This is a genomic window from Mycobacterium intermedium, from assembly GCF_002086275.1.
Taxonomy (GTDB): Bacteria; Actinomycetota; Actinomycetes; order Mycobacteriales; family Mycobacteriaceae; genus Mycobacterium; species Mycobacterium intermedium.
The window spans coordinates 75,373-101,927 of sequence record NZ_MVHT01000006.1; the positions used below are offsets into that span (position 1 = coordinate 75,373).

The following is a 26,555-nucleotide window of genomic DNA, read 5'->3' on the forward strand; positions in this document are numbered from 1 at the left end:
GTCTGGGCGGCCGATATACAAGACCTCGCCAATACCAGCCAAGCTACGAAAGCCCTGGCAGAGCATGTGAACGCACCGCTATCCGCCAAGCCGCGCGGTCGGCGTCGGCTGCGTCGTGCGCAGCTGTCCGACGAGGTCGCGGGCCACCTCCGGGCGGCGATCATGACCGGGACATTGCGGCCAGGGACGTTCATTCGGCTGGACGAAACCGCCGCCGCACTAGGCGTGAGCATCACCCCGGTCCGGGAGGCCCTGCTGAAGCTGCGCGGCGAAGGCATGGTGCAGCTGGAACCGCACCGCGGCCACGTCGTGCTGCCGTTGACCCGGCAGGACATCGACGACATCTTCTGGCTGCAGGCAACCATCGCCCGAGAGTTGGCCGTCGCAGCCACCGAGCGCATCTCCGAGACCGAAATCGGCGAATTGGAGCGCCTGAACGAAAGCCTGGCCCTTGCGGTCGGTTCTGGCGACATCGAAACCACCGCCGCGTTGGAGTTCGCGTTCCACCGCGTCTTCAACCAGGCAGGCGGGCGAATCAAGCTGGCGTGGTTCCTTTTCAACGCTGCGCGCTATATGCCGGCGCAGATGTTCGCGGCCGATCCGCAGTGGGGTGCGGCCGCGGTCGACAACCATCGGCAGTTGATCGCCGCGCTACGTCGTCGCGACACCGCCGCGGTTACCGAGTTGACCGTTTGGCAGTTCACCGACGGGGCCCGTCGGTTGACGGAGATGCTGGAAAAGACGGGAATCTTCGCCGAGTCCGCGAACGGCCGGCTACGCCACGCCTAGTTCCTCGGCGCGCTTCTTGAGGTTCTCGGCAAGCTGGTCCAGCACATTGCCCATCAACATCTTCACCATCGGAGGGGGCACCGGCATGGTGACCTCCACGTCGATGTCCACCGTCAGCAACGTCGTGGGGCCGGTTTCCACCCAGCTGAACAGCTGATTCTGTTTGGAGAAGAACTCGCCCTGCTGCATGACCGTCTGGATCTGGGTCGGCGCGGGGTAGTACACGGCCTGGATGTAGGTGCCTTCGAAACCTTGGATGGACATGTCCAGCCGCAGTTGGCTGGCGCGCCCGTCTTCGTAGCGCGCAAGCACCCAGCAGCCCTTGACCCCCTCGTTCCATTCCGGGTAGCGCTCGAAATCCGAAACGATCGACAAGAGGGCGGCGGCGGGCGCAGCGACCTCGACAGTCTTACTCAAAACTGGCATTGGCGAAGCATACCCAGGGCCGATTTCGGGGAGTTCAGCTCACGCAGGCCGTCTCGAGCAGTGTCCGGATCGCGGCGGGGATCGGCACCGATTTGCGCGTGGTCCGATCCACGTAGACATGCACCCAGTGCCCGAGGGCGGTGGTTGGCCGCGGTCCGGTGTCGGCGTCGCCCTTGAAGATGCCCAGCCGGTAGGTGACGCTGCTGCGGCCCAGCCTGGTCACCGCCAGGCCGACCGTCAGGCTTTGCGGAAAGTGCAGCTCCGAGAAGTAACGACAACCCGATTCGGCGACGATGCCCAGCGCCGGTGTGCTCATTGGATCGACACCGGCCCTGGTGTTGATCCACGCATTGATCGCCGTGTCGAACAGTTGGTAGTACACCGCATTGTTGAGGTGGCCGAACATGTCGTTGTCGGCCCAGCGGGTGAGCACCGGCCACAACACCGGGAAGTCGCTGCTCGTCAGGTTGTCCGGGCCGGACGGAACGGTCGGCGGTACGGAGCTCATGGTTGTATTCCAACATGATTCAGATTCAGGGCGCGGTGCTCGAGCGGATCGGCGCGCCTCGCCCGTATTCCGAATCACGGCCGATCAGCGTCGTCGATGTGGAGCTGGACGACCCGCGCGACGACGAGTTGCTGGTTCGCATCGAGACCGCCGGCGTATGCCACTCCGACCTGTCAGTTGTCGACGGCAACAGGGTGCGGCCGGTGCCGATGCTGCTGGGGCACGAGGCCGCGGGAATCGTCGAACGATTCGGCGACGGCAGCACGGCCGAGCGGGACGGGGTCCGCGTCGGCGACCGCGTCGTGCTGGTGTTTCTGCCTCGATGCGGTCACTGCACGGCCTGCGCGACGGAGGGGCTCACGCCGTGCGAACCCGGCAGTGCGGCCAACAACGCGGGAACTCTGCTGGGCGGCGGGATCCGGTTGCACCGGCACCGGGACCCGATCTACCACCACCTGGGCGTCTCGGGGTTTGCGACGCACGCCGTGGTCAACCGAGCCAGTGCGGTGCCGGTTCCGCGCGACGTCCCGCCGCACGTTGCCGCGCTGCTTGGTTGTGCGGTGTTGACCGGCGGCGGCGCGGTGCTCAACGTGGGTGATCCGCGGCCAGGCCAATCGGTTGCCGTCGTCGGACTCGGCGGTGTCGGCATGGCGGCGGTGATCACCGCACTGACCTACCGCGACGTTCGCGTGATCGGCGTGGATCAGCTTCCGGAAAAGCTGGCAGCGGCGCAGGCTTTGGGTGCCCACGAAACCTACACCCCTGCGCAGGTCGCCGCCGCCGGAATCAAGGCCCCGGTGGTCATCGAGGCGGTGGGGCATCCCGCCGCACTGGAGACCGCCGTGGCCCTGACCGCGCCGGGTGGTCGCACCATCACCGTCGGCCTGCCACCACCGACGGCCCGGATTAGCCTGTCGCCGTTGGGTTTTGTCGCCGAAGGACGATCACTCATCGGCAGCTATCTGGGTTCGGCGGTCCCCAGCCGCGACATCCCCCGGTTTGTCGCCCTGTGGCGGGAGGGCCGTCTTCCGGTGGAAGCGCTGGTGTCGTCGTCGGTTCGCCTAGGCGACATAAACGAGGCGATGGATCATCTGGCCGACGGCACCGCGGTGCGTCAGTTGGTCGACCTGGCGTAGAAGGCCGCGCTGAGCGCATCGCCCTGCAGCGCGAAAAGCCGCTGCGACACCGACCATTCCGGAAGCAGCGAGTCGAACCCGTGACAGACCCGCGGAAAGACGTGCAACTCGGTGGACACCCCGGCGCGCAGTAGCCGCATCGCGTAATCGATCGCTTCGTCGCGAAACGGATCGATCTCCGCGCAGGTGATCAACGCCGGGGGCAGCGCCTCGAGTCGGCTTCGTCGGGCCGGGACCGCGTCGGGTGAGCCGGGTCGGCCGGCCAGGTAATGGCTCCACATCAGATCCGCTCCCGCACCGTCAAAGGCGGGGGTCGACCGAAATTCGAGTCTCGATGCCGTGGGCCGGTCATCCAGTACGGGCTGGTGCAGCAACTGGAAAGCTATGGGCGGCAACCTGCCATCCGCGGCACGGTGTGCCAATCCCGCCGCTAACGCCGCGCCCGCGCTGCTGCCCGCGACGGCCAGGCGCGTCGAATCGACTCCCAGCGATGCCGCGTTTGCTGCTGTCCACCGCAGCGCCGCGGCGGCATCGTCGGGCGCGGCGGGATAGGGGTTCTCCGGTGCCAGCCGGTATTCCACCGAGACCACCGTGCACCTCGCGCGACGGGCGAGTTCCAGGCATTGCCGGTGATCGGTGTCGAGATTGCCCAACGCGAATCCGCCGGCGTGGCAATAGATGACCACCGGTGCCGGCGTCGGGCCGCCTCGATAGATGCGAACCGGCACGGATTCGGCTGTGGCATCTTCGACAGTGACGTCGGCGATGGCGTTCTGTTGCTCGACGGCGTTCCGTCGCCGCCCATCCATCGACGCACGGATCAGCGGAATCGCTTCCAGTGAAAAGTCGGTTCGGGTGATCGCGACCGGGCGCAGTGCGGGGTCGAGTCGTTCGGCGGCTTCGGGGGCGTCCGTGCTCATCGGATCTGCAAGCACTGGCCGCCGTCGACGACGAGCTCCGAGCCGGTGATGAACGACGCCTCCTCGGACACCAAAAATGCGACCGCATCCGCGATTTCGGCCGGACGGCCGAGGCGGCCGAACATCGCGGTCGCGGCGAGCCGGGCCTGGGTGCCGTCGTCGAGCATGGGGGTCGCGACGGGACCGGGGAACACCGCGTTCACCCGGATCCCGGACGGACCGAGTTCGGCCGCGGCGGTTTGGGTCAAACCTCGCAGCGCCCACTTCGCCGACCCGTAGCCGCAGTGCTGCGGGAACGGGCGGATCGCCCCGGTGCTGCAGATGTTGACGATGGCGGCGTTGTCGGCTTCGCGCAACAAGTCCAGCGCGGCGCGGATGCCGAGAAATGCGCCCAGACAGTTGACCCGCCAGAGCTTTTCGAAACCCTCGACCGTTTCGTCCTGCAGCGCCGCCCGATGCAGGACTCCGGCGTTGTTGACGAGTGTGGTCAGGCCACCGAATCGGCTCGTCACCTGGTCAACCGCTGTCGTCCACTGGTCCGGGTCGGTGACGTCCAGCGGGACCGAGATCACCTGGTCGTCGTCGAAATCGCCGGAGCTCGTCCGCACGTCGCAGGCGGCTACCGAATAGCCTTCAGTCCGAAGCCTTTTCACGATGGCGCTGCCTTGTCCGCCGGCGGCACCGGTGACCAGGGCGACACGTCGTGCGTTCATGACTGCCCCGCCTCGGGACTGTCACTGAGCCCGTGGGTGGTGATGAACCGGCAGTGCCGCCGCCGGAAAAGCCAACGACCGCCGTCCTGCACCAGTTCGTCGTCATACAGCGCGGGCCGCAGTTGCTGGTCGCCCGCCCGGACGAACAGCACCTGCGATCGCGACGTCGCCGTGTTGCCCTGCACGTCGATGCGAGACACTCCGGTTAGATGCAACCCGTGCGGAGCCATGCGGAACATCCGGCCAATGCCCTCATGTCCGGTGAAAGTCCGGCCGTACACGCGGAACTCCGCGTCCGCGGTAAAGAGCTGCACGCAGGCGTCGTCGTCGCCGGCGTCCAGTGCGAGGGCGTAATCGGCCAATAGTCCGCGGATCACTGCAGTGGCGTCGCTCATGGCGCGGCGGCTTCCCGTAGATGCTCCGCCGCTCCCCGCCGCAGCGACTGAGCTTCCGACGCGAGGGTGATCATCCGATAGCCGATGTCTGCCATTGCTTTGCCCGCCTTGCCCTGTCCCGCATGAATTCCGGTGACCAACCCGGCGTCGGTGGCGGTCTGGTGAATGCGGACGACGGCGTCGAGCACGTCGGGATGATTCAGGGCGCCGGGCACGTCGACCCCTATCGAGATCGCGAGATCGGCTGGGCCGACGTAGATTCCGGTCAACCCGTCGACGGCGCAGATTTCACCAAGGTTGGTGAGGGCCGCGGCGGTCTCGATCATCGCGAATACGCTTGCGCGGGATTGGATGGCGACCGGGTCGCGACCCAGGCTGGCCCGCAGCGGTCCGTAGCTGCGGACACCCTGCGGCGGGTAGCGGGTGGCCGCCACCGCCGCGGCCGCTTGGTCGGCGGACTCGATCATGGCGATGACGACGGCGTCGGCTCCGGCGTCGAGCACCCGCCCGATCGGGGCCGGGTCGGCATTGGGCAGCCGCACCGCGGTCGCGATCGGCACGTGCTCGAGACGCCGCAGCATTCCGGCGACGTCGGCGTCGTCGAGGTAGCCGTGCTGGGTGTCGAAACCCACGTAGTCGTAGCCCGCCCGGGCGAATTCCTCCGGCCCCAGCAGGGTATGGCCGGTGATCCAGCCGCCCCAGATCGGCGCCTGCGGTTCGCTCGCAAAGATACTCATCCGGCGATCGCGATCTTGATTCGCTCGGGGGCCGGACGGCAGGCCAGTTCGAAGGCCGCCTGCACGTCGTCGACGGCGAACGTGTGGGTGAGATAAGCGCCAAGCAGTTCGGGATGTTCGGCGGCGAACTTGCCGGCCAGTTCCAGCATGCGCCGGCGGTCCAGCGTCACACCGGATTTCAGGGTCAAGTTGTTACGCAGCATGGTGCGCATGCTGATCGGGTACACATCGTCGTCGGCGACGCCGAAGTACAAGACGGTCCCGCCGAAGGCGGCCGCGTCGATGGCATGACCCAGGGTGGCCACCTGGTGGCCGACGGCCTCGATGACCACGTCCGCTCGGTCGGCCGCCGGCAGCTGGCTCACCCAACGGTCGCTGGTGGCACGCACGGCCTCGTCAACTCCGAACGACCGCGAAACACTCTGCCGGTCAACGGGATCCACGCCGATGACCCAGCGGGCCCCCAATGCCTTGGTAACGTAGGAGAACAACAGCCCGATCGAGCCTTGCCCGATGATCGCCACCCGCCGACCCGCCAGATCGGGCAATTGCTCGCACGCGTAGAGCACACAGGCCAGTGGTTGCAGGCCCACCGCCTCCGCGGGTGTCAGCGCCGGATCGTATGGCGCCAGCCCGTCGCCGTCGCTGACCACCAGGCCCATCAGTCCGTCGAATCCGGACGCCCAACCGACCACCAAGTCGCCCGCGCGGTGGTCGGGGTGACGGCTGGCGATGACCTCCCCCGCCACCTCGTGAATCGGGTATCCGTCCTTCTCCGCCGCGCTGCGGCCGTCGTCACCCGGAAGTCGCCCCTTGGCGCCACGAAACGCCGGCAGGTCGCTGCCGCACACACCGGCGGCGCTGAACCGCAGCAGCACTTGACCTTCCGCGAGGTCCTCGGACGAGCGGTCGGCGATCGACGTCCGCTCGAATTGGTAAGGCGCGACGATCCGGTAGGACCACACCTCACACCTCCACCGGGACGTTGTTCCAACCCCACTGGAAGCTGGACGGCAGCCGGGTGGCTTGCTCACCGCGGATCGCGAAGTCCGGTACCCGCCGCAGCCATTCCTCGAGCAGCACAGCAACTTCCAGGCGCGCCAGGTGATATCCGATGCAGAAGTGCTGACCGCGGCCGAACGCCAGGGATCGGCGGATCGGCCGGTCCCAGATGAACTCGTCCGGGTTCGGATACTCCCGCTCGTCACGGTTGGCCGAAGCAAGCAGCGTGATGATGCGCTGCCCCGGCTGGATGGTCTGACCGTGAATGGTGAAGGGCTTCCGTGCCGTTCGGGCAAACCACTGGGCCGGTGCGCAGTAGCGGATCATCTCTTCCCGGGCGACCATCACGTTGGCGGCCAGGTCGGCGCGCACCGCGGCCAACTGGTCGGGTCGTCGGCTCAGCTCCCAGAGGCCGTGAGCCACGATCTTGGGCACCGTTTCGGTGCCGCCGATGAAGATGCAGAGCATCTGGGTGGCCACCTCGACGTCGTCGAGCGCACTGCCATCGGGCAGTCGGTAGCCCAGCAGGCCGTCGACCACCGGAAGATCGCCACTCGGGTTGGATCTGCGACTGGCCACTACCGGCACCAGGAACTGCAGATAGTTCGGGCGAGCTTCGGCGGTGTCCACTCCTTCGCCCGGTTCGGCCAGGCTGCCGGCGTTGACGGCGGCGAGCACCTGCGGCGCTAAATCAGTTGATAAACCCAGTAATTCGCACACGATGGTGGCGACCACGATGCCACCGTATTCCTGCGTCAGGTCGAACGTGCCGTGCGCCAGCAGTAGGTCGAGTCGCTCGTTGGCCAGCGTGCGAATCCGCGACTCCAGCACCGCGACCGACCGCGGACGCAACGGCGCAGAGTGGGCGCGACGAATCTCGCTGTAGAGATCGGTGTCGAACACCGCGTGAAATGGCAACGGATGCAAGGGCGGGTCATCAACCGGCCCGTCGTTGTGCCGAGCCAGCACCGATGCCGGTGGCAAAGTTCCTTCGGAGGCAACGAATGTCCCGTCATTGACTTCGAGCACCTGCCAGATGTCCTCGAAGCGGGACAGCGCGAAGGTGTCCCATTGGGGCATGTAGTACACCGGATGCTCGTCCCGCAGAACGCGGTAGTAGGGCAGCGGATTGGCCATGACCGCCGGGTCGAAGGGGTCGTAGCGGAAGTCGGTCGGAGTGGCCGTGCCGGCGTTCACTGCAGCGGTGACGGCGGTAGGGCCTGCAGAATCGAGTCCTCCCACCCGTCGCGCAGTGCCGGGGCCACACTCATCCAGGTGACGATCTCCGCGGGCGGGCTGTCCTTCCAGGACGGGTAGTGGTTGGCGAAGCACTCCCAACCGCCGTCCAGCGCCCAGTAATGGATGACCTCGTTGAAGCGGAAGGTGGTGGTGAAGGACCCCAGCCAGCGTTTGCCGGTGCGCTCCGACCACGGGACGTAGAGGCGTTCCAGTTCGCGGATGTAGTCGTCCTGGCGACCGGGCTTGGTCTGCATGATCTCCTGGATCACCAGCGGCGCAGTGAAATTGGCCTCTTGCAGCTGGGCCAAGGTCTTGTTGCTGGGTCCGGCGTACATGATGCGGCCCTCACCCGAGGCGCCGATGTCGGCCAGAAACGCGGCCCATTTCTCGGCCGCCGCCTGATGACTGCCACCGCGCGCCTGGGCCGCGCCGATCCGCGCGTAGTCGGCGAAACCATCGATTTCCCAGATGATGGTCACTTGCGGCCAATGGCCGTTGTAGGGGGTCGTCTCCCAGATGGCGAAGAGGCGGGCGCCGAGTTCGCCCATCATCGGCTGGTAGGTATCGACGAACACCTCGGTGAAGCGATCACTGCGGCCAGACCCAAGCGCGATGGTCTCGTGCAGATAGAGCAGTGTGTGCCCGTAGTACTTCTTCATGCGGTCAGCATGGCCTCGCAGGGATCGATTGCGCGGTAAGGGATTCCGGCTGCGATCAGGGCCTGGCCCTTGAACGCCCGCGCGGCGGCGCTGAGCACGTGTTCCACCCGGCGCATTCCGCGGTTCACGCCGAGCGGCCAACCCTCACCCCATAGGGCGACCTCGACCATGCGCCGGTCCAGCGCCTCGCGCACCAGGTCTCGAACGCAGTCATTCGCGATGAAGGCCTGGGCACTGACCGCCAGGTTGTGGCTCCCGGCTTCCGGGTAGGTGTCGAGGGCCGCGGCGTGCACACCCAGGATTTGCAGGGGCCGACTGCCGCCGAGGTCGGGCAGCAGCACGGTGACCTCCCAGCCGGCCATGACCCGGTCGCACAGCCACCCCCCGGCGGCCTGCACCACGTCGGACGCGCTAGCGGCAATCACGTCGAGTCGGTAGCGCAACGATTCGCCGTCCGACTGGGGTCGGCGGGTCGTGCTGCCTTCCCGCTGATTGCTGATGTCGAAAGTCGGAGTGGCCATACATATCCCCCGGCAGATCGGCGCTGGTCATGGGCGGTACCCCGACAGCGTGACACTTTCGCGCGAATTTGTAAAGCTCTCCAGGTGGCTACGCGCGGCGTCGTTCGGCTAGTTCGGCCAGAATTTCCTCGGTGTGCTGACCGAGTTCCGGTGCGGCGGAACGCGGCGCCCAGGGGGTTCCGTGGAAATCCGCCGGGGTGGCGACCATCGGCACGCTCGACTGCTCGTCCGGCACGTCGACGATCCCGCCTGCGGCATGAAACTGCTCGTCGGCGACCACATCCTCGAGGCTGTTGATCGGCGACCAGAAGAAGTCCGGCTCCTCGGCGAAGATGTCCGCCCATTCCGCGAGCGACTTGGTGGCGAAGATTTCGTCGAGTTGGGCGATGAGTTGTACGGCATTGGCGGCGCGGCTGCGCCCGTCACGGTATTGGGGGTCGTCCAGCCACTCCGGTCGGCCGACGGCGCGGCACAGCGCGGGCCAGTGCCGATCGACCTCGAGCCCGACGATCCAGAACCTGCGTCCGTCACCGGCGGTGTAGTTGTTCATGCAGGGATTGCCCATCGACTCCCGCTGCCCGATCGCTATCGGTTGGCCGGTGAGCAGGTAGGTGTTGAGGTCGAAGCTGACGGTGTAGGCGCCCTGCCGGTACAGCGAGGTCGTCACCAGCTGACCGGTCCCGGTTCGCTCACGCGCAAGCAGCGCCGCGCACACGGCCGCGGCCAGCGTCATCCCGGCCGAGTGATCGCCCATGCCGCCGCGCTGAAACGGCGGGGTGGCGCCGGGCCGGGTGAGCAGATGGGCGAGCCCGGCGCGGGACCAGAAGGCGGCGACGTCGTACGCCGCCCGATCCGCGTCGGGGCCGGTTTCGCCGTAGCCGGTGATCAGACCATAAACCAGGCGCGGGTTGTGCTCGGCCACCGATTCGTAGTCCAGTCCCAGCCGTCGCAATGCGCTGGGCCGGACATTTGTCACGAAAACGTCTGCGTCGGCCAGCAATTCGAGCGCGGTTTCGCGGCCGGTTTCGTTAGTCAGGTCCAGGACGATACTGCGCTTGGACCGGTTGTCCATTTCGAAGGGTGGGTTGACACCGAGGTCGCAACCCAGCATTCGCCCGAACAACCGTCCCGGATCGCCGCTCGGCGGTTCGATCTTGATGACGTCGGCGCCCCAGTCGGCCAGGATGCCGCCCGTCGCCGGTCCCGCCACCCAGACCCCGAGTTCGACGACCCTGATGCCCTCTACTGGTCCGGCCATCAGCCGAGGTCTATCCAGATCGTCATGGCCGCCACCGCGACGGCCAGCACGGTCAGCAGGATGGTGTCCAGCGTGGGCAGCCGGGGCTCCTCTGATGCGCCCATCCGCAGTTCGCGGGCGATCAGGAACAGCGGAAACGTGACGCTGATCGCGATGGCGAAGCCGCCCGCGACATAGAGCCATACGAACTTGACGCCGTGTTTTCTTGCTTCGATCACCATCAGGATGACCGCGGCGAGCAAGAACAAAAGGATGTCGGCCGTCACTGAGCGAGAGGCCGGGGTGACCTTGGAATCGTCGAGAAAGGCGCTCATGAAACTCGCGGACTGGTCGAGGTACGCCACGTTTTGGCTCCACGTCGCGATGAGCGCGGCGAGGGCGATAGCGCCGTACACGGCGCAGAGGATTTTGCGGGAGGTGGGGAGGGATGTCACCCGACTCACCTTAGAAGCCGGATTCGCATCGAGATTGCCGCCATGGTCGTGCTTCGCCGCCAGCGCACAGCCCTCACGGCAATCTCGGCGAGGCTGAAAAGTGATTCAATCAAATCCATGAGTCTGGTTACCGGGCGCGGTCCACTCAGCAGCAATCCCGCGGGCCGTTTCCATCCCCCGATCCCGGCCGGCGTTGTGTATGTCGAACCGCATCCGCGTCGCATCCAAGCGTCCAAAGACGGCGCCCCGGTAATCGACACCGAACGCGCGCTCCTGGTACACCGGCCGGACCGACCACTCACCTACGCCTTCCCCGCCGAAACGATCACAGACCTGCCCAGCGAACCGGTGGCCGAAGCGCCCGGATACGTTCAAGTCCCCTGGGACGCCGTCGACACCTGGCTCGAGGAAGGTCGCGAACTCGTCCACTACCCGCCCAACCCGTACCACCGCGTCGACTGCCGCCCCACCAGGCGTCGGCTGCGGGTCACCGACGGCGACACCACGCTGGTCGACACCGACGACACGGTGATCGTCTTCGAGACCGCCCTGAAACCAAGGCTTTACGTCAGCCCAATACACGTTCGACAAGAACTGCTGACCCGATCGGACACCTCGAGCTACTGCAACTACAAGGGTGTCGCGACGTACCGGTCCAGCCCCAACACGAAGGACGTTGCCTGGAGCTACGAAGACCCCTACCCCGAAAGCCTGCCCATCAAAGGCTTTTTCAGCTTCGACGACACCAAAGTTCAGGTGGAGGCAGAGCTTCCGTAGGCGGGCCGGCCGAGTCTCAGTTCGTGCTGGGCGATCATGTTCCGGAACACTTCCAGGGTTCCGCCGTAGATTCCGGTGGGCACCGCCAGCCGGAACACGTACTCCGCCGCGCCATCCCCCGCCGAGCCGGCGACGTCGACCGGCAATGCCGACGCCGAACCCGCCACATCCATCAGGTCGGCGGAGATATCCCGCATAGTCTGCGCGATCGCGACGCGCCCGTACATTCCGGGCGTGGACAACGCGGCCTCCAGTCGAGCGATGCTGCGGCCCAGCCGATGCACTACGGATTCGTCATCACGGTCCACGATCGAGGCCACCGTGTCCAACGCCTCGGCCGCGATCGAGCCGTGCTCGGACATCGCCGAAAGATTCTGCAGCCCATGATCTTCCCGCGCGACCAACCCATGCTCGGAATCCAGCGCGGCCCGCATGACCGTCCACCCGGCATTCACCTCGCCGATGCGGTAGAGGTCATCTACCCGCACATCGCTGTAGTAGACGATGTTGGTGCGGTCACCGTCGACGGTACGCAGGGGTTGGATCTCGATGCCCGGCGAATCCAGCGGCACCAGAAACATGGTCAGGTTCTTGTGCTTAGGCCCCTGGGGATCGGTATTGGTCAGCAGGAAGACATACCTGGCGTTCTGTGCGTTGGAGGTGAACATCTTGGAGCCGTTGACAATCCACGCGGAGCCGTCGCGCACTGCCCTGGTTTTGCAGGTGGCGACATCCGATCCGCCCTCGGGCTCGGTGTAACCGAGGCACAGCCGGATCTCCCCGGACAGCACCCCGGGCAGCACCAACTCGGTCAGCTCCGGCGCACCGAATTGCTGCACCAGCCGCGCGACGACCGACGTCGTTTCCCAGTGGTACCAAGGCGTGTGAGCGCGGCCGATCTCGAGGTGGAATATCCGCCGCTGAACGGCGGTGAATCCGCCGTCGGACTCCAGCGTCCAGTCCCCGGCCAGGTAGCCGGCGGCACCCAACGCCAAATGCACGCCCTCGTCGAAGTTCTCGCCCGTTGCCCGATCGCGACGACGCACCTCGTCGGTCACGTGCTCGGTCAGAAACGCGCGCACCCGTTCCTGAAATTCCTTGTCCTCTTCGGAAAGTGCGACCCGTGCGAAATCCATCTAGATCACGTCGATAACTTGGGTACGGAATTGTTCGATGCTGTCCAGCACATGAGCCATGCTGTCACCGGGCAGATGGACCTGCACCCAGGTGACGCCGAGCGCGGCCAGCTTGTCCAGACCGCCTAGGTAGGCGTCGGCGTTGAAGCCGTCGCCGCCGGGAAACCCGCCCTCGAAGTTGCTGAAGGTGATGTCGATCGACGACGGGTCCCTGCCGGCCGCGTCCAGGCGACGGCGCAGATCATCGATGCCCGAGGCGAGCTTTTCCAACGAGTCGATGGAAGCGGTGCCGGCCGTGCGGGCCAGGCCCGCGGGCGCGGGAAACGGACACCATCCGTCCCCGTGGTCGACGACGCGCTGCCGGGCGGCGCCGGTGTTGCCGCCGATCCAGATCGGTGGGTGCGGCCGACTGACCGGCCGTGGGTGCGCCGTGATGCCGCGGGCGGTGAAATGCTTTCCCTGGTAGGAGATGTCGTCGGCGGTCCAGATCGTCCGGACAACCTGCAGCGCTTCCTCGAACAGCTCGGCGCGCTCGTCGTAGGAGACACCCAACGCGGAGAATTCCCGCTTGAGATAGCCGACACCGACCGCCAACGTGAACCGGCCGCCCGAAAGCAGGTCCAGCGTCGCACCGGATTTGGCCACCACGAACGGATTTCGATAGGGCAACACCACTATGTTGGGGATCAGCCGCAGCGTTGAAGTCCGCGCCGCGGCGAAACCCAAAGCCACGAACGGGTCTAACGCGTCGTGCCCACCGGCTTCCAACCACCGCTGCGACGGGGCCGGGTGATCGGTGAAGCCGAACCCGGCGAATCCGGCAGCCTCGGCCGCCGCCGCCACCGTCGCGATGCCGTCCCCGCTTGCCAGCTCGGGGTTGTAGGGATGGCTGTGCATCGGGTGGGTGATGGTGAAACGCATAGCATTTAGAACCGCGAACGCGCGTCGATGGACGTGTCGGTGGTGCGTAGTGGTCGAATCAACGCTTCCTGGGCAAAGGACGCCAGCAGCTCACCGGCTTCGGTGTGCACGGTGCCGCGAACATAGGACATCCCCGCGCCGACTTGGGTGCTCTCGTGGGTGTAGAGCAGCCATCCGTCCCAGCGCACCGGTTCGTGGAAGGACACAAAGATCGTCATCGGCGCGGTGGACACGGTGAGGTGGGCCTGACTGGTGCCGATGCCCGGATGCGCGCGCATCGTGGTGGAGATCCCGAGGTGGCCGGTGAAATATGCGACGAGCGCCTTGGCCAGGTCATCACGGGTCGGCACGGGGTCGTAGTGCAGCCACGCGTACAGCTCGGGCGGCCCGACCTCATCGGGGCTGTTGACGTCGACCACATCGACGAGTCGCAATTCCCGCCCGATCATCGGCATGTCCGAGACGTTGGCCTCAGCGGGACCCTTAACGTCGGGAAGCGGCAGCTGATGCCGGATCACGTCCTCGGTCGGGACGTCGGCGAGGATCGTCACACTCACGCAGCGGCGGCCGTTCTGCACCGCGGCGACGACGGCCGTCGCCGTGGACCTGCCCTCGTTAACCACATCAAGGACCAGTTCGACAGGCGGGCCGACGGCCACGGCCCGGGAGAACACCGCGTGCGCCGAGCGCACCGACTTGCCCTGAAACCGTTGCGCCGCAGCGATAATCGCCTGCGCCACAACCTGGGTGCCCTCGACTACCTGGCGGCCGTCCTGACCCGGGAGCCCGGTGTCGGCGACGAATCGGTCGGGTCCGTCGGGCCGCACTTCGAATAGGTCCAGCAGCGCTTCAACCGTCCATTGCACCTGTTCGGAATCTGTCGTCACAGCGCCCAGCGTGACATTTTGAGCATTATTTGTAAAGGTCACCACCCCGTGGCCCGCCTGTCCCGTCCGGGACATCTCGTTGACAGCGGTACCCGAAGTACGTGACACTTTGGCCGTGATTTGTAAAGGGCTGACCGGACTGATCCCGACGCCCCTGACCAGTGGGTTCTGCTTCGGTGAGGGACCGCGCTGGTTCGAGGGACTGCTCTGGTTTTCGGACCTGCTGGGCGAGGCGGTGCACACCTCGGATATGCGCGGTTCGCTGACCACCCTGCCGCTGCCCGGCCACTCGCCGTCGGGCCTGGGATTCCGGCCCGACGGGACGCTGCTGATCACCTCAGCCGAGGACCGGCTGGTGCTGGGCTACGACGGTGACACCGTCGACATCGTCGCTGACCTGACAGAACTGGCTCCGGCCAACCTGGGCGACATGGTGGTCGATGGCCTGGGGCGTGCCTACATCGGCGCACAGGCCTTCACCGGTGGCGTCATCATCCGCCTCGATCCCGACAACAGCGCCACGGTCGTCGCGACCGACCTCGACTTTCCCAATGGAATGGTCATCACCCCCGATCACCGCAGCCTGATCGTCGCCGAATCGATTGCCCGGCGCCTGACCGAGTTCACCATTGACGGCGACGGCGCGCTGCACGATCGCCGGGTGTTCGCCGACGGTTTGGACGGGCCACCGGACGGCATTGCCCTGGACGCCGAGGGCGGAGTGTGGACGGCAATGACGCTGGCGCACCAGTTCGAACGGATCGCCGCCGGCGGGGAGGTGACCGACCGCATCGACATGGGCGACCGGGTCGCCATAGCCTGTGCACTCGGTGGGCCAGAGCGACGCACATTGTTCCTGCTGTCGAGCACGGATGCCTACCCCAAGCGGCTGGTCGGCACCCGGCTATCCCGCTTGGACGCGGTGACGGTGGATAATCCCGGCGCCGGGCTGCCCTGACCCACGACCAAAGAGGGAACGATGACCGACTCCTACTACGAGCTGATCGACGACGCCGATCCGCTGGGCGAAAAGTTCCGCGCGACGGACCTGGCCCGAGGCACCTGGTCGGCCTCGATACAGCACGGCGCGCCGGTGTCGGCGTTGCTGGTCCGAGCGCTGGAACGGGTGGCTCGACGCGACGACACCAGGCTCAGCCGCGTGGTCATCGATTTGTTGGGAGCGGTGCCCGCGGAAGGAGACCTGTGGGTTCGGTCGCAGCTCGACCGGGGCGGCAAGCAGATTGAACTGGTGAGCGCCGAAATGCTGGCGCTCGGCCCCAACGGGGAGCCGCGCCCGGTCGCTCGCGCCAGCGGTTGGCGATTGCAGCATCAAGACACCCACGCCGTGGCGCATGCCGCGGCGCCCCCGCCCCGGCCGAGATCCGAGGCGCACGACCGCAACCTCGCCGCCATGAATTGGGACCGCAACTACGTGCACAGTTTGGAGTGGCTCTGGCTGACCGAACCGATGCGGCCCGGCCCTGGCGAATCCTGGATCAAGCCGATCGCCGACCTGGTCACCGGCGAGACGATGACGCCACTGGAGCGGCTGTTCGCGGTCGCCGACTGCGCCAACGGGATCGGCAGCAAGCTGGACATCAGAAAGTGGACGTTCCTCAACACCGACCTGGCCGTGCATGTGTTCCGGGTCCCCGAGGGCGATTGGATCGGTATTCGGGCCGAGACCAGCTACGGTCCCGACGGAATCGGGACGACGATAGGAACACTGTTCGACGAGCAAGGTGCAGTCGGGGCGATTCAGGAGTCCGTCTTGGTCCGCAAGCGTCCGGAGAGGCAGTCATGAACCAGGCAACCCCAATTCCGGATGTCAACGGCGACGACACCCCAACTCGCCAACGCATCCTGGCGGCCACCGCCGAGGTGCTCGGTCGCAACGGGCAGACCAAGCTCAGCCTGTCGGATGTCGCCGCTCAGGCCGGGGTATCGCGCCCCACGCTTTACCGCTGGTTCGGCTCCAAACAGGAGTTGCTGTCCGCCTTTTCCAATTACGAGCGCCAGGCTTTCGAAACCGGGCTGGCCGAGGTGACCGCGGGACTCAAGGGTGTGGAGCGGCTCGAAGCGGCGTTGCAGTTCATCGTCGATTTTCAGCATTCCTACTCTGGAGTGCGCATGGTCGACGTCGAGCCCGAGCACGTCATCGCACAAGTGTCCCGCGTCATTCCGGAAATGCGGGCAGGTCTGGAACGACTACTCCCGGGACCCAACGCGGCCGTCAAGGCGGCCACAGTGATCCGAATTGCCATCTCCCACTACATTGTTCGTAGTGACGACGCCGATCAGTTCCTGGCGCAGCTGCGGCACGCGGTCGGGCTGAAGAACTCCAGCTGAGCCCCATGAGCCACCTCAGTCGAACAACACCGCCGCGTTGAGGTAGCCGGTCGGGTCCAGCGCGGCTTTCACCGCCCGCATCGCGGCGATGTCGGCGGCCTCCCGCGACATTCCGAGATACGCGCGCTTGCGGCTGCCGACGCCATGCTCGGAGCTGACATTGCCACCACACCCGGCAATGAGGTCCATCATGGCCGCGTACAAGCTCGACTCCTGCTCGGGCGCACAACGCAGCACGTTGAGGTGCAGGTTGCCTTCGCCGATGTGGCCGAACAGCACCGGCAGCGCGTCCGGAACCACAGCCGCCACCAAAGAGACTGCATCCCTTGCGAATTGGCTGATGGCCGACAACGGCAATGAGACGTCGAACTTCAATGGCGGCCCATATGTTCCCAGCACGTCAACCAGCGATTCCCGAACCCGCCATAACCGTTGCTGCGCAGCGCTATCCACCCCCACCGCCGGTTCCGCGCACACCCGAACTTCGGACAGCAATGCCGCAAGTCGTTCGGTCTGGTCATGATCGGCTGCCAGTTCCACCAACAGCAACCAGTCACCTTCGACGGGGCGTTCCCCGCTTAGCTCCGCGGCCCGGCCGTCCACCAATTCCAGCGCGGCAATGCTCGGGACGTCGCGGAACACCCGCCCGGCGTCGACGAGTGCATCCAGGTCTGCGAAGCCGCACACGGCCGTCGCCCGGTGCGACGGCTTCGGATGCAGCCGCAGGTCCAGGGTGGTGATGACACCGAGCGTGCCTTCGGCGCCGACGAACAACGCGGGGAGGTCGTAGCCGGTGTTGTCGCGGCGAACCCGGCTGTGCCGGCGCAGCACCGACCCGTCGGGCAGCGCAACGTCCAGTCCGACCACCTGCTCGGCCATGTTCCCGTAGCGCACCGTGCGCAGTCCTCCGGCGTTGGTCGACGCCATGCCACCCACGGTCGCGGTGTCGCGCGCGGAGAGGTCCACACCGAACACGAACCCGGCGGCGCTGGCGGCCCGCTGCACCGCGGCCAACGTGGCGCCTGCGCCGACCGTCACCCGGCGCTCGATGGAATCAACTTCGCCTACGGCGCTTAGCCTTTCGGTGGACAGCAGCACGTCGTCATGCTCGGGCACGGTGCCCGCCACCAAGGAGGTGCGGCCGCCCTGGACGGTGACGTACGCCCCCGCATCCCGGCACACCCGCAAGACCTCTGCCAACTGTTCGGCCGTCGCCGGCCGCACCAGGGCGCTAGCTCGGCCGCGGTACCGGCCCGTGTAGTCGACGCTGCGACCGGCGAGCACGTCGGGATCGGTGACGACGTGTTTCGAGCCCACCACGTCGGCCAGGCTCGCGAGCATGCGCTAAGCCCTCATCTCGCGGAACTATCCGGCGCTGAAGTCTTTGTGGTTCACGTCGGTCACCAGGCCACCGTCCACGATGAACTCACTGCCCGTGGCGTACGACGCCTCGTCACTGGCGAGAAACACGACGAAGGTCGCGACTTCGCGTGCGTCTGCGGCGCGCCCGAGCGGGATGGTGACCATGTCCTCCGGCAGATGGGCGGTCATCGGCGTGCGGATGAACCCGGGGTGCAGCGAGTTCACCCGGATGTTCAACGGCGCTAGTTCCAGGGCGGCCGACTTGGTGATGCCACGCACCCCCCACTTGGACGCGACATAGGGATGCACGAGCGGCGCGCCGCGGATCCCCTCGATCGATGACACGTTGATGATCGACCCGCCACCGGCCTCCGTCATCGGGTCGACGGCCGCCCGCATGCCCAGGAAGGTGCCGGTCAGGTTGACATCAATCACCTGCTGCCACTTGTCCATTCGGAACTCGCGCAACGGGCCCGCCGCGACGATCCCGGCGTTGTTGACCAGCACATTGAGCTTGCCGAATTCCCCGACGGCAGTCGCGACCGCTGCTTCCCACTGCTCTAGCTGGGTGACGTCGAGGTGGACGTAGCGCGCGGCGTCGCCTAGCTCTGCGGCCAGGGCGTTGCCCTCGTCGTCACGCACGTCGCCGATCACCACCTTGGCGCCCTCCTGCACCAGCAGCCGCGCGTCTTCGGCGCCCATGCCGCGCGCACCGCCGCTGATGAGCGCAACCTTGCCGTCTACCCGTCCCATGCAGTCGGGCTCCTTCCCGTTAGTCCGTTAGTCCTTAGGTGGTTACCAAACCGGTTGGCGCGAACAACCCTTTGCCCGGTATCAGGGGCAGGTCGAGGGTCGTCCGGATGCCCGGCGGCGCGGCGACCACCGCGGGAACGGCGTTGACGATACGTCCGGCGGCGGCCAGGATCGCCGCGTAGTTGTGGTCACCATTGCGGCTGCTTGGAACGATATCGACGGCATACGAGGGCTCGCCGGTGATCTCCACGCGGTACGAACCCCCACCGGCCGCCGGCTGCGGCCAGTCGGGGCGCAAGTCGGGCCGCAGCCGGGTGATGTGTTCGATGACGATCGCTGGATATCCGTTGACCATGCCACGGATTTCGAACTGCAGGCCGGCCAGCGTGCCCTTGGGCACCCGGCCGACCGCAATGTCGAAGTCTTCCGGCGCCGGTTCACGTTGGATCGACTGGGTGATCTCGTCGATCTCGACGCCGAGGCCGGCGGCCAGTTGTCGGATCGCCGTCCCCCAGGCGAACGTCAACACGCCGGGCTGCAGCAGCATGGGCGCCTCGCCTGGCGGCAGATCCAGCGGCCGGCCGAATCCCATGTAGTGCATGACCTCGGCGCCGTCGTACGACGCGTAGTCGGCGATTTCCATGCAGCGCACCTGCTCGATGCGCTGACAGGTTCCGGCGAGCGCGAAGGGAATCAGGTCGTTGATGAATCCAGGGTCCACACCGGTGATGAATACGCTCGAATTCCCTTTCTGGGCAGCATCTTCCACGCGTGCGATGTATTTGTCGGGCATTACGCCCCACGGGTACTGCAGCAATCCGGGCGACGAGCCCACGACATTGATGCCGGCGGCCAAGATGCGCATGATGTCAGACATCGCGTCGGGTATGCGGGTGTCACCCATGGCGCAATAGACGACGCATTCCGGCCGCGTGGCCAATACAGCATCAAGGTCGTCGACGGCCGCAATGCCGGTCCGCGCGCCTACTCCGGCCAGTTCTCCGGCGTCGCGGCCCACTTTTTCCGGGGTCGACACACAAAGGCCCGTCAATTCGAATAGCGGGTTGGTGACGAGTTCAATCAGGGCCAGCCGGCCGACATTTCCAGTGCCAACGTGGGCGACCCGAACCGCCATCACAGCCCTCCGTCCGACGTGCAGCTCTGCAACTTTCTAGACGGTAGTCCATGATTTTTCGACCGATCGAGCCGCACTATGGTTGGCCCATGGCCGTGCGTGAGGACGTCACCTTCACCGCTGGCGCCTCCGGCACAGACCGGAGCAGCGCGTGGTACTACCGGCCCGATGAGCGATGACAACGTTCCGGTACTGGTGATGGCACACGGCCTGGGCGCCGTCAAAACCATGCGGTTGGACGCTTACGCCGAGAGGTTCAGCGCGGCCGGCGATGCGTGTCTGGTGTTCGACTACCGCAACTCCGGCGACAGCCAAGGACAGCCGCGCCAGCTGCTCGACATCAAGATGCAGCTCGAAGACCGGTCCGCGGCCGTGGTCATGCGCACACCCTGCCCGGCGTCGACCAGAAACGAATCGCTTTGTGGGGCAGGTCTTTTTGCGGAGGCCATGTCATCGTCAGGGCGGCGCGCGACCTGATCGGGGCTCGGACCGGCAGGCCACCCCAATTCGGCTTCCTCGACAAGCACGTCGGAACCGTTACCTAAGAAGATTGTTGAAATGCCGGACGTACCGGCGGGACCGTTTTAGTCTCACGGCAATACCTATTACCCGCGGTAGCGGATTAGCCGATCAGCGGGGTTGGGGAGGACGGGGAGATGTCGTATTTAATTGCTGCCCCTGAGCTGCTGGCTTCCGCAGCCACCGACGTACAAGGCATCGCGGCGGCCGTCAACGCGGCCAATGCCGCGGCGGCAACCCGGACATCCGGCCTGGCGGCAGCGGCCGCAGACGAGGTGTCCGGCCTGGCGGCGGCGTTTTTCAACGCCTATGCGCAGGAATACCAGGCAGTGGTCAAACAGGCCGGCCTTTTCGAGAGTCAGTTCACCCAGGCGTTGGCCAACGCGAGCAACGCCTACGCGCAGGCCGAAGCTGCCAACGCGGCCCGGGTATCGACCGCGCTCAACTCGATCAACGCACCCATCCAAGCGTTCTTGAACGGCGCGGCGGCCCCCGCGGCGGTCCCCGGTGGCGGTGGCGCCGTCGCCCTCGGCGCCCCGCCGCAGAGCCTGAGCCTGGTGGGCGACATCACCGCGCTGATCATGGGCGGCACCAACAACCCGAAGCCATCAAGCGGGTACATCAACGACATCAACACCCGGTTCATCCAGACCCTTTTCCCGGGCGCCATACCGAAGGGCCTGTTCACACCCGAGCAGTTCTGGCCGGTCACACCGGATCTCGGCAACATGACGTACAACCAGTCCGTCGCCAAGGGCGTGCAACTGCTCAGTCAAGCCGTCACCGCCGAACTCGCCCTCGATCACAGCGTGGCCGTCTTCGGCTACTCGCAAAGCGCCTCGATCATCAACAACTACATCAACAGTCTTGCGGCGGCGGGCTTTCCCAATCCGAACGACCTCGCCTTCGTGATGGTGGCCGCCGGCAACAATCCCGTCGGCGGCCTGCTGGCGCGCTTCCCGGGCTTCTACATCCCGTTCCTCGACGTGTCGTTCAACGGCGGGACGTTGGCGAACACGCCGTACGAGACGCACATCTACACGCTGCAGTACGACGGCATCGGCCACACGCCGCAATATCCGCTCAACGTCCTGGCCGACATCAATGCCATCATGGGCTACTTCTTCGTGCATGGTGGCGTGCCGGACCTCACCGCGGCCGACCTGGCCAACGCGGTTCCGCTACCCACGTCGCCGGGCTACGCCGGCAACACGTCGTACTACATGTTGCTGACGCAGGACCTGCCACTGTTGCAGCCGATCCGCAACATCCCGTTCGCCGGCCCGGTGATCGCCGACGTCTTCCAGCCGGTATTGCGGGTGATGGTCGACCTGGGTTACTCCGACTACGGACCCACCGGCATGTACGCGGACATCTCGACCCCAGCGGCGCTGCTCAACATCCCGAACCCGCTCACGGTGGGTTATTACCTGCTCACCGGCAGCTTGCTGGGGCCGTACGGCGCCGCGGTGGAAGTCGGCGTACAGGCCGGATTGTGGGGGCCAGAGCACTTCCCCGACGTCTATCCGTGGGTCCCCTCGACCAACCCGGGCCTTAACATCAACCTCGGCCAGCAGCAGGTGACATTGCTGTCGTTGCTCAGCGGCGGCCTGGGCAACGCGTTGCACATCATCCCGTCCATCGACTGGTAACCCGCCGCGGGTTCAGGAACCCAGCGGCGACGTCGTTCGGATCGTCTGGTCGCGGATCAACCCGCGCAGCAGCGCCGTGCTGAACTCGGCGGCGATCTCCTGGGCGGAGCGCCGTCCGTGCGGGCGCAGCCATCGGTAGCTGCCTAGTGTCATCCCGATGTAGCCCAGCGCCACCACGTGGGAGTCGCACTCGTAGAACTCGCCAGTGGCGATCCCGCGGTCGATCACCCCGTGCACGTGCTCGTAGACCTGGGCTTCCTTCTCGCGGACCTCGGCCACCTGTTCGGGAGTGAACCACTCGGTGATGTAGGGCTGCTCCTGGAAGTACACGGCCGCCCGCTCCGGATTGTCCGCGATACCCACCAATAGGCGCGCCGTGTATTGGTACAGCGCCTCGCGCGCCGTCCAGGACGGGTCGTCGTGCAGCGCCGCCAGTGTGCCCTCGGCGGCCTGGCGGTAGATGTCGAAGAGGATCAGCGATTTGCTGGCGTAGTAGTGGTAGACCGTCGCCTTGTTCAAGCCGATCACGTCGGCAACGTCGTCCATCCGCGTCCCGTGATATCCACGTGCCGCGAACAGCTTGGTCGCGACGGCCAGCAACTCCTCACGGCGGGAGAGCCCGGTTTCAGATGCCATCCATTACTCGCTAACTGCGTCTACCAATCAACTGGTTGTTCAGTTTATGCAAGGCGGTTGGCGCCTGTTGCACCGACGCGGATGTGATTAGACTCGGTAACGGACGCGAATCGATCACGAGCGCAAAGGTGGGAACCTATGGACCCGAGCCCTGACTACGACGGGAGCGACGAGATCGAGTTCTTCTTCGGGTACCTCACCTGGGGTCTGCGGGGCGTCGAGTCCGGCAACGGCTACCCGCCGCCGTCCTACCCGCCCGTCTAAACCGTCTCCGATTGCGCAGACCCGCTAGCTAGAGAGCCTTCAACTCCTCGGCGACCTCGGTCACCGACTTCTTCGCGTCGCCGAACAGCATCGTGGTGCCCTCGCCGTAGAACAGCGGGTTGTCGATGCCCGCGAATCCCGAGTTCATCGACCGCTTGAGCACGATCACGGATTTGGCCTTGTCCACGTTGAGGATCGGCATGCCATAGATCGGGCTGGACGCATCGTTGCGGGCCGCCGGGTTGGTGACGTCGTTGGCGCCGATGACGATCGCGACGTCGGTGCGCGCGAACTCGTCGTTGATGTCGTCCATGTCCTTCATGGCGTCGTAGTCGACCTCGGCCTCGGCCAGCAGCACGTTCATGTGCCCGGGCATCCGGCCGGCCACCGGGTGGATGGCGTATTTCACCGTCACACCCTTGTCCTCGAGCAGCGACGCCATGTCTTTCACCGCGTGCTGCGCCTGCGCGACGGCCAGGCCGTAGCCGGGTACCACGATCACCTGGTTGGCGTAGGCCATCTGAATCGCGGCGTCAGCCGCCGAGGTGGACTTGACGTGCTTGTCGCCCGCGTCACCGCCGCTGGGCGCCACGCCGCCACCGCCGAAACCGCCCGCGACGATCGCGGGAATGGAGCGGTTCATCGCCTTGGCCATCAGGTTGGTCAGGATCGAACCGGACGCGCCGACGATCATGCCGGCCACGATCATGGCGGTGTTGTTCAACGCCAGACCTGCGGCCGCGGCCGACAGGCCGGTCATCGCGTTCAGCAGGGAGATGACGACGGGCATGTCCGCGCCGCCGATCGGCAGCACCACCATCAGGCCCAGCACGCCCGCCGCAGCCAGTAGGCCGATCATCCACCACAGTGGCGCCCCGCCGCTGCCGGGATGCGCGTTCAGGCCGATGTACACCGCGGCCGCCACGGCCCCGACCAGCAGCAGCAGGTTGATCGGTTGCTGCCCTTTGCCGAAGCCGATCGGCGCCCCGGAGATGATCTCCTGCAACTTGCCGAACGCGATGATCGAGCCCCAGAACGAGATCGAACCGATGATCGCGGCGAACAGCGAGGCGACCACGATGTGCACGGTCGGCGACTCACCGTGCTGGAAGTCGGAAAAGCCGGAAGTCTGAATGAACTCCGACAGCGCGATGAGCGCGACGGTGCCACCACCGACGCCGTTGAAGAACGCCACCAGCTGCGGCATCGCGGTCATCTTGGTCAGTCGCGCGGGTGGCACACCGAGCACGACACCCACCACCAGGCCCGCGATGATCAGCGACCACTGGGTGGTGTGCCTGATCATGACCAGCGTGGCCCCGACCGCGATGGCCATGCCGACCGCGGCGATCAGGTTTCCGCGCACCGCGGTCTTGGGTCCCGTCAGGCCCATCAAGCCGTAGATGAACAGCGAGAAGGCGAGGATGTAGAGGCTGATCACCAGGTAGTTCATTTGGCAATCGCTTCCTTCTCGTCGGCCTTCCCTGCGGGCAGGGCCTTCTTCTTGCCCTTGAACATGCCCAACATGCGGTCGGTGACGATGAAGCCGCCAATAACGTTCAGGGTGCCGAACACCACGGCCACGAACAGGATGATCTGCACTGCCAGCGACGGGTGCTCGACCCGGCCGAACACCACCAGCGCGCCGAGCACCACGATGCCGTGGATGGCGTTGGTACCCGACATCAGCGGGGTGTGCAGCGTGTTGGGGACCTTGGAGATCACCGCGAATCCGACGAAGCCGGACAGGATGAGAATCGCCAGGTTGGCTAGAAGTTCGTCGTACATCTCTAGGAGTCCTCTTCCGACTTTTGACGTGTCACACACGACTCCGCGACGACTTCGTCGTCAAAGTCCGGGGCCAGCTTGCCGTCCTTGATCAGCAGGTCCAGCAGCGCGGTGATGTTCTTGCTGTAGAGCTCGCTGGCGTGCTCTGGCATCGTCGCCGGCAGGTTCAGCGGGGAGGCGATGGTGACGTCGTGCTTCACCACGGTCTTGCCCGGTTCGGTCAGTTCGCAGTTGCCGCCGGTCTCGCCGGCCAGGTCGACCACCACGCTGCCCGGCTTCATGGCCTCCACCGCCGCCGCGGTCACCAGCCTCGGCGCCGGTCGGCCCGGCACCAGCGCGGTGGTGATCACCACGTCGAAGCCGCTGATCGCCTTTTCCAGCGCCTGCTGCTGCTGAGCGCGTTCCTCTTCGGTGAGCTCTCGGGCGTAGCCGCCCTCACCGGCGGCATCGATGCCGAGATCGAGCCACTGCGCGCCCACCGAGCGCACCTGATCGGCCACCTCGGGCCGCACGTCGTAGCCGGTGGTCCGGGCACCCAGCCGCTTGGCCGTCGCCAACGCCTGCAGCCCCGCCACGCCCACGCCCAGCACCAGCACGGTGGCCGGCTTCACCGTGCCCGCCGCCGTCGTCAACATCGGGAAGAACCGGGTCAGCTCCGACGCCGCCAGTAGGACCGCCTTGTAGCCGGACACGTTGGCCTGTGACGACAACGCGTCCATCACCTGGGCCCGCGAGATACGCGGAATGGCCTCCAAGGCGAAGGCCTGCACGCCGGCCTGCTTCAGTGCGCCGATGGAGTTCTCGGCGTTGCGCGGCGCGAGGAAGCCGATCAGCGTCTGCCCGCTGCGCAACCGGCCGACTTCTTCGGCGTTGGGCGGTGCGACCTTGACGACGATGTCGGCGCTCCATGCGTCCCCGATGGTGGCACCCGCGTCGGTGTAGAGCTCGTCGGGAAGCAGCGCCCCCTCACCTGCACCGGCCTCGACAACGACTGCGACACCACTGCTGACCAGCGACGAGACCGCCTTCGGTACCAGCGCTACGCGCCGCTCGTCCGGTCCGGATTCGGCCACCACCCCGACCCGCAAGGCGTTGGATTGCGCATCTGTCATAGCGCGTATGTCTACTTTCTGTACTTTTCTGCACTACCAAAGAGGTATTTCCCGGCCGTGCTCCGTCGCAGGTCGAGGTCCGAAGTATCGCCGCTCGGTCTCGGCGATCCGCACATCGTTGATACATGCTTCGCGGCGTGACATTAACCCGCTTGGAGAAAATTCCCAAAGTTCGTTGCCGTAGCTGCGGTACCACTGGCCGTTCTGGTCGTGGCTTTCGTACTGAAATCGCACGGCGATGCGGTTGTCGTGGAAGCTCCACAAGCTCTTGCGCAGCGAATAGTCGAGCTCGCGCTGCCACTTGCGAGTCAGGAACGCCACTATTTCTTCTCTGCCGACGAAGTGCTCGTCGCGGTTTCGCCATTCCGAGTCGACCGTGTAGGCCAGGCTGACGCGCTCGGGATCGCAGGTGTTCCACGCGTCCTCCGCGGCCTGGACCTTCTGCAGCGCGCTCTCCAGGGTGAACGGAGGAAATGGGGGGCGGGATTCGGTCATGACCCAGAACCTACGGCGAGCAGACACAAAAT

The 26,555-nt window shown here is 66.0% G+C and carries 31 protein-coding genes and 1 pseudogene; 9 read left to right on the plus strand and 23 right to left on the minus strand.

Translation table 11 applies throughout. The features are described 5' to 3' along the window. Window positions 1–66: 66 nt before the first annotated feature. Window positions 67–789: a GntR family transcriptional regulator gene (locus BST27_RS03735; protein WP_069417832.1), complete on the plus strand. Its 723-nt coding sequence runs from the start codon at window positions 67–69 to the stop codon at window positions 787–789. Here the strand turns inward: BST27_RS03735 and BST27_RS03740 are convergent. Further along, window positions 775–1,215, minus strand: a complete 441-nt coding sequence (locus BST27_RS03740; protein WP_069417671.1) for an SRPBCC family protein — start codon at window positions 1,213–1,215, stop codon at window positions 775–777. The genes BST27_RS03735 and BST27_RS03740 overlap by 15 nt on opposite strands. Before the next feature lie 34 nt (window positions 1,216–1,249). Then, window positions 1,250–1,723, minus strand: a complete 474-nt coding sequence (locus tag BST27_RS03745) for an acyl-CoA thioesterase (protein ID WP_069417672.1) — start codon at window positions 1,721–1,723, stop codon at window positions 1,250–1,252. Between the two features lie 14 nt (window positions 1,724–1,737). Between BST27_RS03745 and BST27_RS03750 the strand changes: the two genes are divergently transcribed. Then, window positions 1,738–2,859, plus strand: coding sequence for an alcohol dehydrogenase catalytic domain-containing protein (locus BST27_RS03750; RefSeq protein WP_069417833.1), 1,122 nt, complete (start codon window positions 1,738–1,740; stop codon window positions 2,857–2,859). Here the strand turns inward: BST27_RS03750 and BST27_RS03755 are convergent. The 10 genes from BST27_RS03755 to BST27_RS03800 all read right to left on the minus strand — a co-directional run bounded on the left by BST27_RS03755 (window position 2,838) and on the right by BST27_RS03800 (window position 10,737). After that, window positions 2,838–3,779, minus strand: a complete 942-nt coding sequence (locus tag BST27_RS03755) for an alpha/beta hydrolase fold domain-containing protein (protein WP_069417673.1) — start codon at window positions 3,777–3,779, stop codon at window positions 2,838–2,840. The genes BST27_RS03750 and BST27_RS03755 overlap by 22 nt on opposite strands. Beyond that, window positions 3,776–4,492, minus strand: a complete 717-nt coding sequence (locus BST27_RS03760) for an SDR family NAD(P)-dependent oxidoreductase (protein WP_069417674.1) — start codon at window positions 4,490–4,492, stop codon at window positions 3,776–3,778. The genes BST27_RS03755 and BST27_RS03760 overlap by 4 nt, the downstream gene beginning before the upstream one ends. After that, window positions 4,489–4,887, minus strand: a complete 399-nt coding sequence (locus BST27_RS03765) for a nuclear transport factor 2 family protein (protein WP_069417675.1) — start codon at window positions 4,885–4,887, stop codon at window positions 4,489–4,491. The genes BST27_RS03760 and BST27_RS03765 overlap by 4 nt, the downstream gene beginning before the upstream one ends. Next, window positions 4,884–5,624, minus strand: coding sequence for an HpcH/HpaI aldolase family protein (locus tag BST27_RS03770; RefSeq protein WP_069417676.1), 741 nt, complete (start codon window positions 5,622–5,624; stop codon window positions 4,884–4,886). The genes BST27_RS03765 and BST27_RS03770 overlap by 4 nt, the downstream gene beginning before the upstream one ends. Beyond that, window positions 5,621–6,589, minus strand: coding sequence for a zinc-binding dehydrogenase (locus BST27_RS03775; protein WP_069417677.1), 969 nt, complete (start codon window positions 6,587–6,589; stop codon window positions 5,621–5,623). The genes BST27_RS03770 and BST27_RS03775 overlap by 4 nt, the downstream gene beginning before the upstream one ends. A 1-nt stretch (window position 6,590) precedes the next feature. Continuing rightward, the gene (locus BST27_RS03780) at window positions 6,591–7,763 is read right to left on the minus strand and encodes a cytochrome P450 (protein ID WP_069417834.1); all 1,173 of its coding nucleotides are present in this window, start codon (window positions 7,761–7,763) and stop codon (window positions 6,591–6,593) included. Window positions 7,764–7,819: 56 nt separating this feature from the next. Next, on the minus strand, window positions 7,820–8,524 hold the full coding sequence (locus tag BST27_RS03785; protein WP_069417678.1) for an NIPSNAP family protein: 705 nt from the start codon (window positions 8,522–8,524) through the stop codon (window positions 7,820–7,822). Beyond that, window positions 8,521–9,045: a hypothetical protein gene (locus tag BST27_RS03790; RefSeq protein ID WP_069417679.1), complete on the minus strand. Its 525-nt coding sequence runs from the start codon at window positions 9,043–9,045 to the stop codon at window positions 8,521–8,523. The genes BST27_RS03785 and BST27_RS03790 overlap by 4 nt, the downstream gene beginning before the upstream one ends. An 88-nt stretch (window positions 9,046–9,133) precedes the next feature. Beyond that, window positions 9,134–10,303, minus strand: a complete 1,170-nt coding sequence (locus BST27_RS03795) for a CaiB/BaiF CoA transferase family protein (protein ID WP_069417680.1) — start codon at window positions 10,301–10,303, stop codon at window positions 9,134–9,136. After that, on the minus strand, window positions 10,303–10,737 hold the full coding sequence (locus BST27_RS03800; RefSeq protein ID WP_232007176.1) for a DUF2834 domain-containing protein: 435 nt from the start codon (window positions 10,735–10,737) through the stop codon (window positions 10,303–10,305). Before BST27_RS03800 ends, BST27_RS03795 begins: the two co-directional genes overlap by 1 nt. A gap of 117 nt (window positions 10,738–10,854) precedes the next feature. On the opposite strand from BST27_RS03800, the gene BST27_RS03805 reads away from it, so the two are divergent. Beyond that, window positions 10,855–11,514 (plus strand): DUF427 domain-containing protein, encoded by a 660-nt coding sequence (locus BST27_RS03805; RefSeq protein WP_069417835.1) that lies wholly within the window; start codon window positions 10,855–10,857, stop codon window positions 11,512–11,514. Here the strand turns inward: BST27_RS03805 and BST27_RS03810 are convergent. Genes BST27_RS03810 through BST27_RS03820 form a run of 3 tightly spaced genes read right to left on the minus strand, consistent with a single transcriptional unit; the run spans window position 11,490 to window position 14,467 of the window. Then, on the minus strand, window positions 11,490–12,650 hold the full coding sequence (locus BST27_RS03810) for an acyl-CoA dehydrogenase family protein (RefSeq protein WP_069417682.1): 1,161 nt from the start codon (window positions 12,648–12,650) through the stop codon (window positions 11,490–11,492). The genes BST27_RS03805 and BST27_RS03810 overlap by 25 nt on opposite strands. After that, window positions 12,651–13,571 carry an LLM class F420-dependent oxidoreductase gene (locus BST27_RS03815; protein ID WP_069417683.1) on the minus strand — a complete coding sequence of 307 codons (921 nt, stop codon included), beginning with the start codon at window positions 13,569–13,571 and terminating at the stop codon, window positions 12,651–12,653. Between the two features lie 5 nt (window positions 13,572–13,576). Then, window positions 13,577–14,467 carry an acyl-CoA thioesterase gene (locus BST27_RS03820; RefSeq protein WP_170062266.1) on the minus strand — a complete coding sequence of 297 codons (891 nt, stop codon included), beginning with the start codon at window positions 14,465–14,467 and terminating at the stop codon, window positions 13,577–13,579. A gap of 130 nt (window positions 14,468–14,597) precedes the next feature. Between BST27_RS03820 and BST27_RS03825 the strand changes: the two genes are divergently transcribed. The 3 genes from BST27_RS03825 to BST27_RS03835 are packed head-to-tail and all read left to right on the plus strand — an operon-like array spanning window position 14,598 to window position 16,807. Then, the gene (locus BST27_RS03825; protein ID WP_069417836.1) at window positions 14,598–15,416 is read left to right on the plus strand and encodes an SMP-30/gluconolactonase/LRE family protein; all 819 of its coding nucleotides are present in this window, start codon (window positions 14,598–14,600) and stop codon (window positions 15,414–15,416) included. Window positions 15,417–15,437: 21 nt separating this feature from the next. Beyond that, window positions 15,438–16,262 (plus strand): thioesterase family protein, encoded by an 825-nt coding sequence (locus BST27_RS03830; RefSeq protein WP_069417685.1) that lies wholly within the window; start codon window positions 15,438–15,440, stop codon window positions 16,260–16,262. Further along, the gene (locus BST27_RS03835) at window positions 16,259–16,807 is read left to right on the plus strand and encodes a TetR/AcrR family transcriptional regulator (protein ID WP_069417686.1); all 549 of its coding nucleotides are present in this window, start codon (window positions 16,259–16,261) and stop codon (window positions 16,805–16,807) included. Before BST27_RS03830 ends, BST27_RS03835 begins: the two co-directional genes overlap by 4 nt. A 15-nt stretch (window positions 16,808–16,822) precedes the next feature. Here the strand turns inward: BST27_RS03835 and BST27_RS03840 are convergent, their stop codons facing one another. Genes BST27_RS03840 through BST27_RS03850 form a run of 3 tightly spaced genes read right to left on the minus strand, consistent with a single transcriptional unit; the run spans window position 16,823 to window position 20,057 of the window. Further along, a complete protein-coding gene (locus BST27_RS03840) occupies window positions 16,823–18,148 on the minus strand; it encodes an FAD-binding oxidoreductase (protein WP_069417687.1) in 1,326 nt (441 codons plus the stop codon). Window positions 18,149–18,172: 24 nt separating this feature from the next. After that, complete coding sequence (locus tag BST27_RS03845; protein WP_069417688.1) at window positions 18,173–18,922, minus strand: glucose 1-dehydrogenase; 750 nt, start codon at window positions 18,920–18,922, stop codon at window positions 18,173–18,175. A 34-nt stretch (window positions 18,923–18,956) separates the two neighbouring features. After that, window positions 18,957–20,057 (minus strand): NAD(P)H-dependent amine dehydrogenase family protein, encoded by a 1,101-nt coding sequence (locus tag BST27_RS03850; protein WP_069417689.1) that lies wholly within the window; start codon window positions 20,055–20,057, stop codon window positions 18,957–18,959. Window positions 20,058–20,146: 89 nt separating this feature from the next. Between BST27_RS03850 and BST27_RS03855 the strand changes: the two are divergent. Further along, window positions 20,147–20,527 (plus strand): annotated as a pseudogene (locus tag BST27_RS03855) (alpha/beta hydrolase); the annotation flags it as partial. 186 nt (window positions 20,528–20,713) lie between these two features. Beyond that, window positions 20,714–22,228 carry a PE family protein gene (locus BST27_RS03860; RefSeq protein ID WP_069417691.1) on the plus strand — a complete coding sequence of 505 codons (1,515 nt, stop codon included), beginning with the start codon at window positions 20,714–20,716 and terminating at the stop codon, window positions 22,226–22,228. Between the two features lie 12 nt (window positions 22,229–22,240). Here the strand turns inward: BST27_RS03860 and BST27_RS03865 are convergent, their stop codons facing one another. Next, window positions 22,241–22,864 carry a TetR/AcrR family transcriptional regulator gene (locus tag BST27_RS03865; RefSeq protein ID WP_069417692.1) on the minus strand — a complete coding sequence of 208 codons (624 nt, stop codon included), beginning with the start codon at window positions 22,862–22,864 and terminating at the stop codon, window positions 22,241–22,243. A 138-nt stretch (window positions 22,865–23,002) separates the two neighbouring features. On the opposite strand from BST27_RS03865, the gene BST27_RS31205 reads away from it, so the two are divergent. Then, window positions 23,003–23,128: a hypothetical protein gene (locus BST27_RS31205; protein WP_139805002.1), complete on the plus strand. Its 126-nt coding sequence runs from the start codon at window positions 23,003–23,005 to the stop codon at window positions 23,126–23,128. Window positions 23,129–23,156: 28 nt separating this feature from the next. On the opposite strand, the gene BST27_RS03870 is transcribed toward BST27_RS31205, so the two are convergent. Genes BST27_RS03870 through BST27_RS03885 form a run of 4 tightly spaced genes read right to left on the minus strand, consistent with a single transcriptional unit; the run spans window position 23,157 to window position 26,523 of the window. Continuing rightward, window positions 23,157–24,581 (minus strand): NAD(P)(+) transhydrogenase (Re/Si-specific) subunit beta, encoded by a 1,425-nt coding sequence (locus tag BST27_RS03870; protein WP_069417693.1) that lies wholly within the window; start codon window positions 24,579–24,581, stop codon window positions 23,157–23,159. Then, a complete protein-coding gene (locus BST27_RS03875) occupies window positions 24,578–24,916 on the minus strand; it encodes an NAD(P) transhydrogenase subunit alpha part 2 (RefSeq protein WP_069417694.1) in 339 nt (112 codons plus the stop codon). The genes BST27_RS03870 and BST27_RS03875 overlap by 4 nt, the downstream gene beginning before the upstream one ends. 2 nt (window positions 24,917–24,918) lie before the next feature. Further along, window positions 24,919–26,028 (minus strand): Re/Si-specific NAD(P)(+) transhydrogenase subunit alpha, encoded by a 1,110-nt coding sequence (locus BST27_RS03880; protein ID WP_069417695.1) that lies wholly within the window; start codon window positions 26,026–26,028, stop codon window positions 24,919–24,921. 33 nt (window positions 26,029–26,061) lie between these two features. Next, on the minus strand, window positions 26,062–26,523 hold the full coding sequence (locus BST27_RS03885; protein WP_069417696.1) for a nuclear transport factor 2 family protein: 462 nt from the start codon (window positions 26,521–26,523) through the stop codon (window positions 26,062–26,064). Window positions 26,524–26,555: the final 32 nt, after the last annotated feature.

What these genes read in the sequence shown, in the direction of transcription:
- BST27_RS03740 (WP_069417671.1), bottom strand. Translation starts at nt 1,215, where the DNA reads ATGCCAGTTTTGAGTAAGACTGTCGAGGTCGCTGCGCCCGCCGCCGCC.
- BST27_RS03745 (WP_069417672.1), bottom strand. Translation starts at nt 1,723, where the DNA reads ATGAGCTCCGTACCGCCGACCGTTCCGTCCGGCCCGGACAACCTGACG.
- BST27_RS03750 (WP_069417833.1), top strand. Translation starts at nt 1,738, where the DNA reads ATGATTCAGATTCAGGGCGCGGTGCTCGAGCGGATCGGCGCGCCTCGC.
- BST27_RS03755 (WP_069417673.1), bottom strand. Translation starts at nt 3,779, where the DNA reads ATGAGCACGGACGCCCCCGAAGCCGCCGAACGACTCGACCCCGCACTG.
- BST27_RS03760 (WP_069417674.1), bottom strand. Translation starts at nt 4,492, where the DNA reads ATGAACGCACGACGTGTCGCCCTGGTCACCGGTGCCGCCGGCGGACAA.
- BST27_RS03765 (WP_069417675.1), bottom strand. Translation starts at nt 4,887, where the DNA reads ATGAGCGACGCCACTGCAGTGATCCGCGGACTATTGGCCGATTACGCC.
- BST27_RS03770 (WP_069417676.1), bottom strand. Translation starts at nt 5,624, where the DNA reads ATGAGTATCTTTGCGAGCGAACCGCAGGCGCCGATCTGGGGCGGCTGG.
- BST27_RS03780 (WP_069417834.1), bottom strand. Translation starts at nt 7,763, where the DNA reads ATGGCCAATCCGCTGCCCTACTACCGCGTTCTGCGGGACGAGCATCCG.
- BST27_RS03785 (WP_069417678.1), bottom strand. Translation starts at nt 8,524, where the DNA reads ATGAAGAAGTACTACGGGCACACACTGCTCTATCTGCACGAGACCATC.
- BST27_RS03790 (WP_069417679.1), bottom strand. Translation starts at nt 9,045, where the DNA reads ATGGCCACTCCGACTTTCGACATCAGCAATCAGCGGGAAGGCAGCACG.
- BST27_RS03795 (WP_069417680.1), bottom strand. Translation starts at nt 10,303, where the DNA reads ATGGCCGGACCAGTAGAGGGCATCAGGGTCGTCGAACTCGGGGTCTGG.
- BST27_RS03805 (WP_069417835.1), top strand. Translation starts at nt 10,855, where the DNA reads ATGAGTCTGGTTACCGGGCGCGGTCCACTCAGCAGCAATCCCGCGGGC.
- BST27_RS03810 (WP_069417682.1), bottom strand. Translation starts at nt 12,650, where the DNA reads ATGGATTTCGCACGGGTCGCACTTTCCGAAGAGGACAAGGAATTTCAG.
- BST27_RS03815 (WP_069417683.1), bottom strand. Translation starts at nt 13,571, where the DNA reads ATGCGTTTCACCATCACCCACCCGATGCACAGCCATCCCTACAACCCC.
- BST27_RS03830 (WP_069417685.1), top strand. Translation starts at nt 15,438, where the DNA reads ATGACCGACTCCTACTACGAGCTGATCGACGACGCCGATCCGCTGGGC.
- BST27_RS03835 (WP_069417686.1), top strand. Translation starts at nt 16,259, where the DNA reads ATGAACCAGGCAACCCCAATTCCGGATGTCAACGGCGACGACACCCCA.
- BST27_RS03840 (WP_069417687.1), bottom strand. Translation starts at nt 18,148, where the DNA reads ATGCTCGCGAGCCTGGCCGACGTGGTGGGCTCGAAACACGTCGTCACC.
- BST27_RS03845 (WP_069417688.1), bottom strand. Translation starts at nt 18,922, where the DNA reads ATGGGACGGGTAGACGGCAAGGTTGCGCTCATCAGCGGCGGTGCGCGC.
- BST27_RS03850 (WP_069417689.1), bottom strand. Translation starts at nt 20,057, where the DNA reads ATGGCGGTTCGGGTCGCCCACGTTGGCACTGGAAATGTCGGCCGGCTG.
- BST27_RS03860 (WP_069417691.1), top strand. Translation starts at nt 20,714, where the DNA reads ATGTCGTATTTAATTGCTGCCCCTGAGCTGCTGGCTTCCGCAGCCACC.
- BST27_RS03865 (WP_069417692.1), bottom strand. Translation starts at nt 22,864, where the DNA reads ATGGCATCTGAAACCGGGCTCTCCCGCCGTGAGGAGTTGCTGGCCGTC.
- BST27_RS31205 (WP_139805002.1), top strand. Translation starts at nt 23,003, where the DNA reads ATGGACCCGAGCCCTGACTACGACGGGAGCGACGAGATCGAGTTCTTC.
- BST27_RS03870 (WP_069417693.1), bottom strand. Translation starts at nt 24,581, where the DNA reads ATGAACTACCTGGTGATCAGCCTCTACATCCTCGCCTTCTCGCTGTTC.
- BST27_RS03875 (WP_069417694.1), bottom strand. Translation starts at nt 24,916, where the DNA reads ATGTACGACGAACTTCTAGCCAACCTGGCGATTCTCATCCTGTCCGGC.
- BST27_RS03880 (WP_069417695.1), bottom strand. Translation starts at nt 26,028, where the DNA reads ATGACAGATGCGCAATCCAACGCCTTGCGGGTCGGGGTGGTGGCCGAA.
- BST27_RS03885 (WP_069417696.1), bottom strand. Translation starts at nt 26,523, where the DNA reads ATGACCGAATCCCGCCCCCCATTTCCTCCGTTCACCCTGGAGAGCGCG.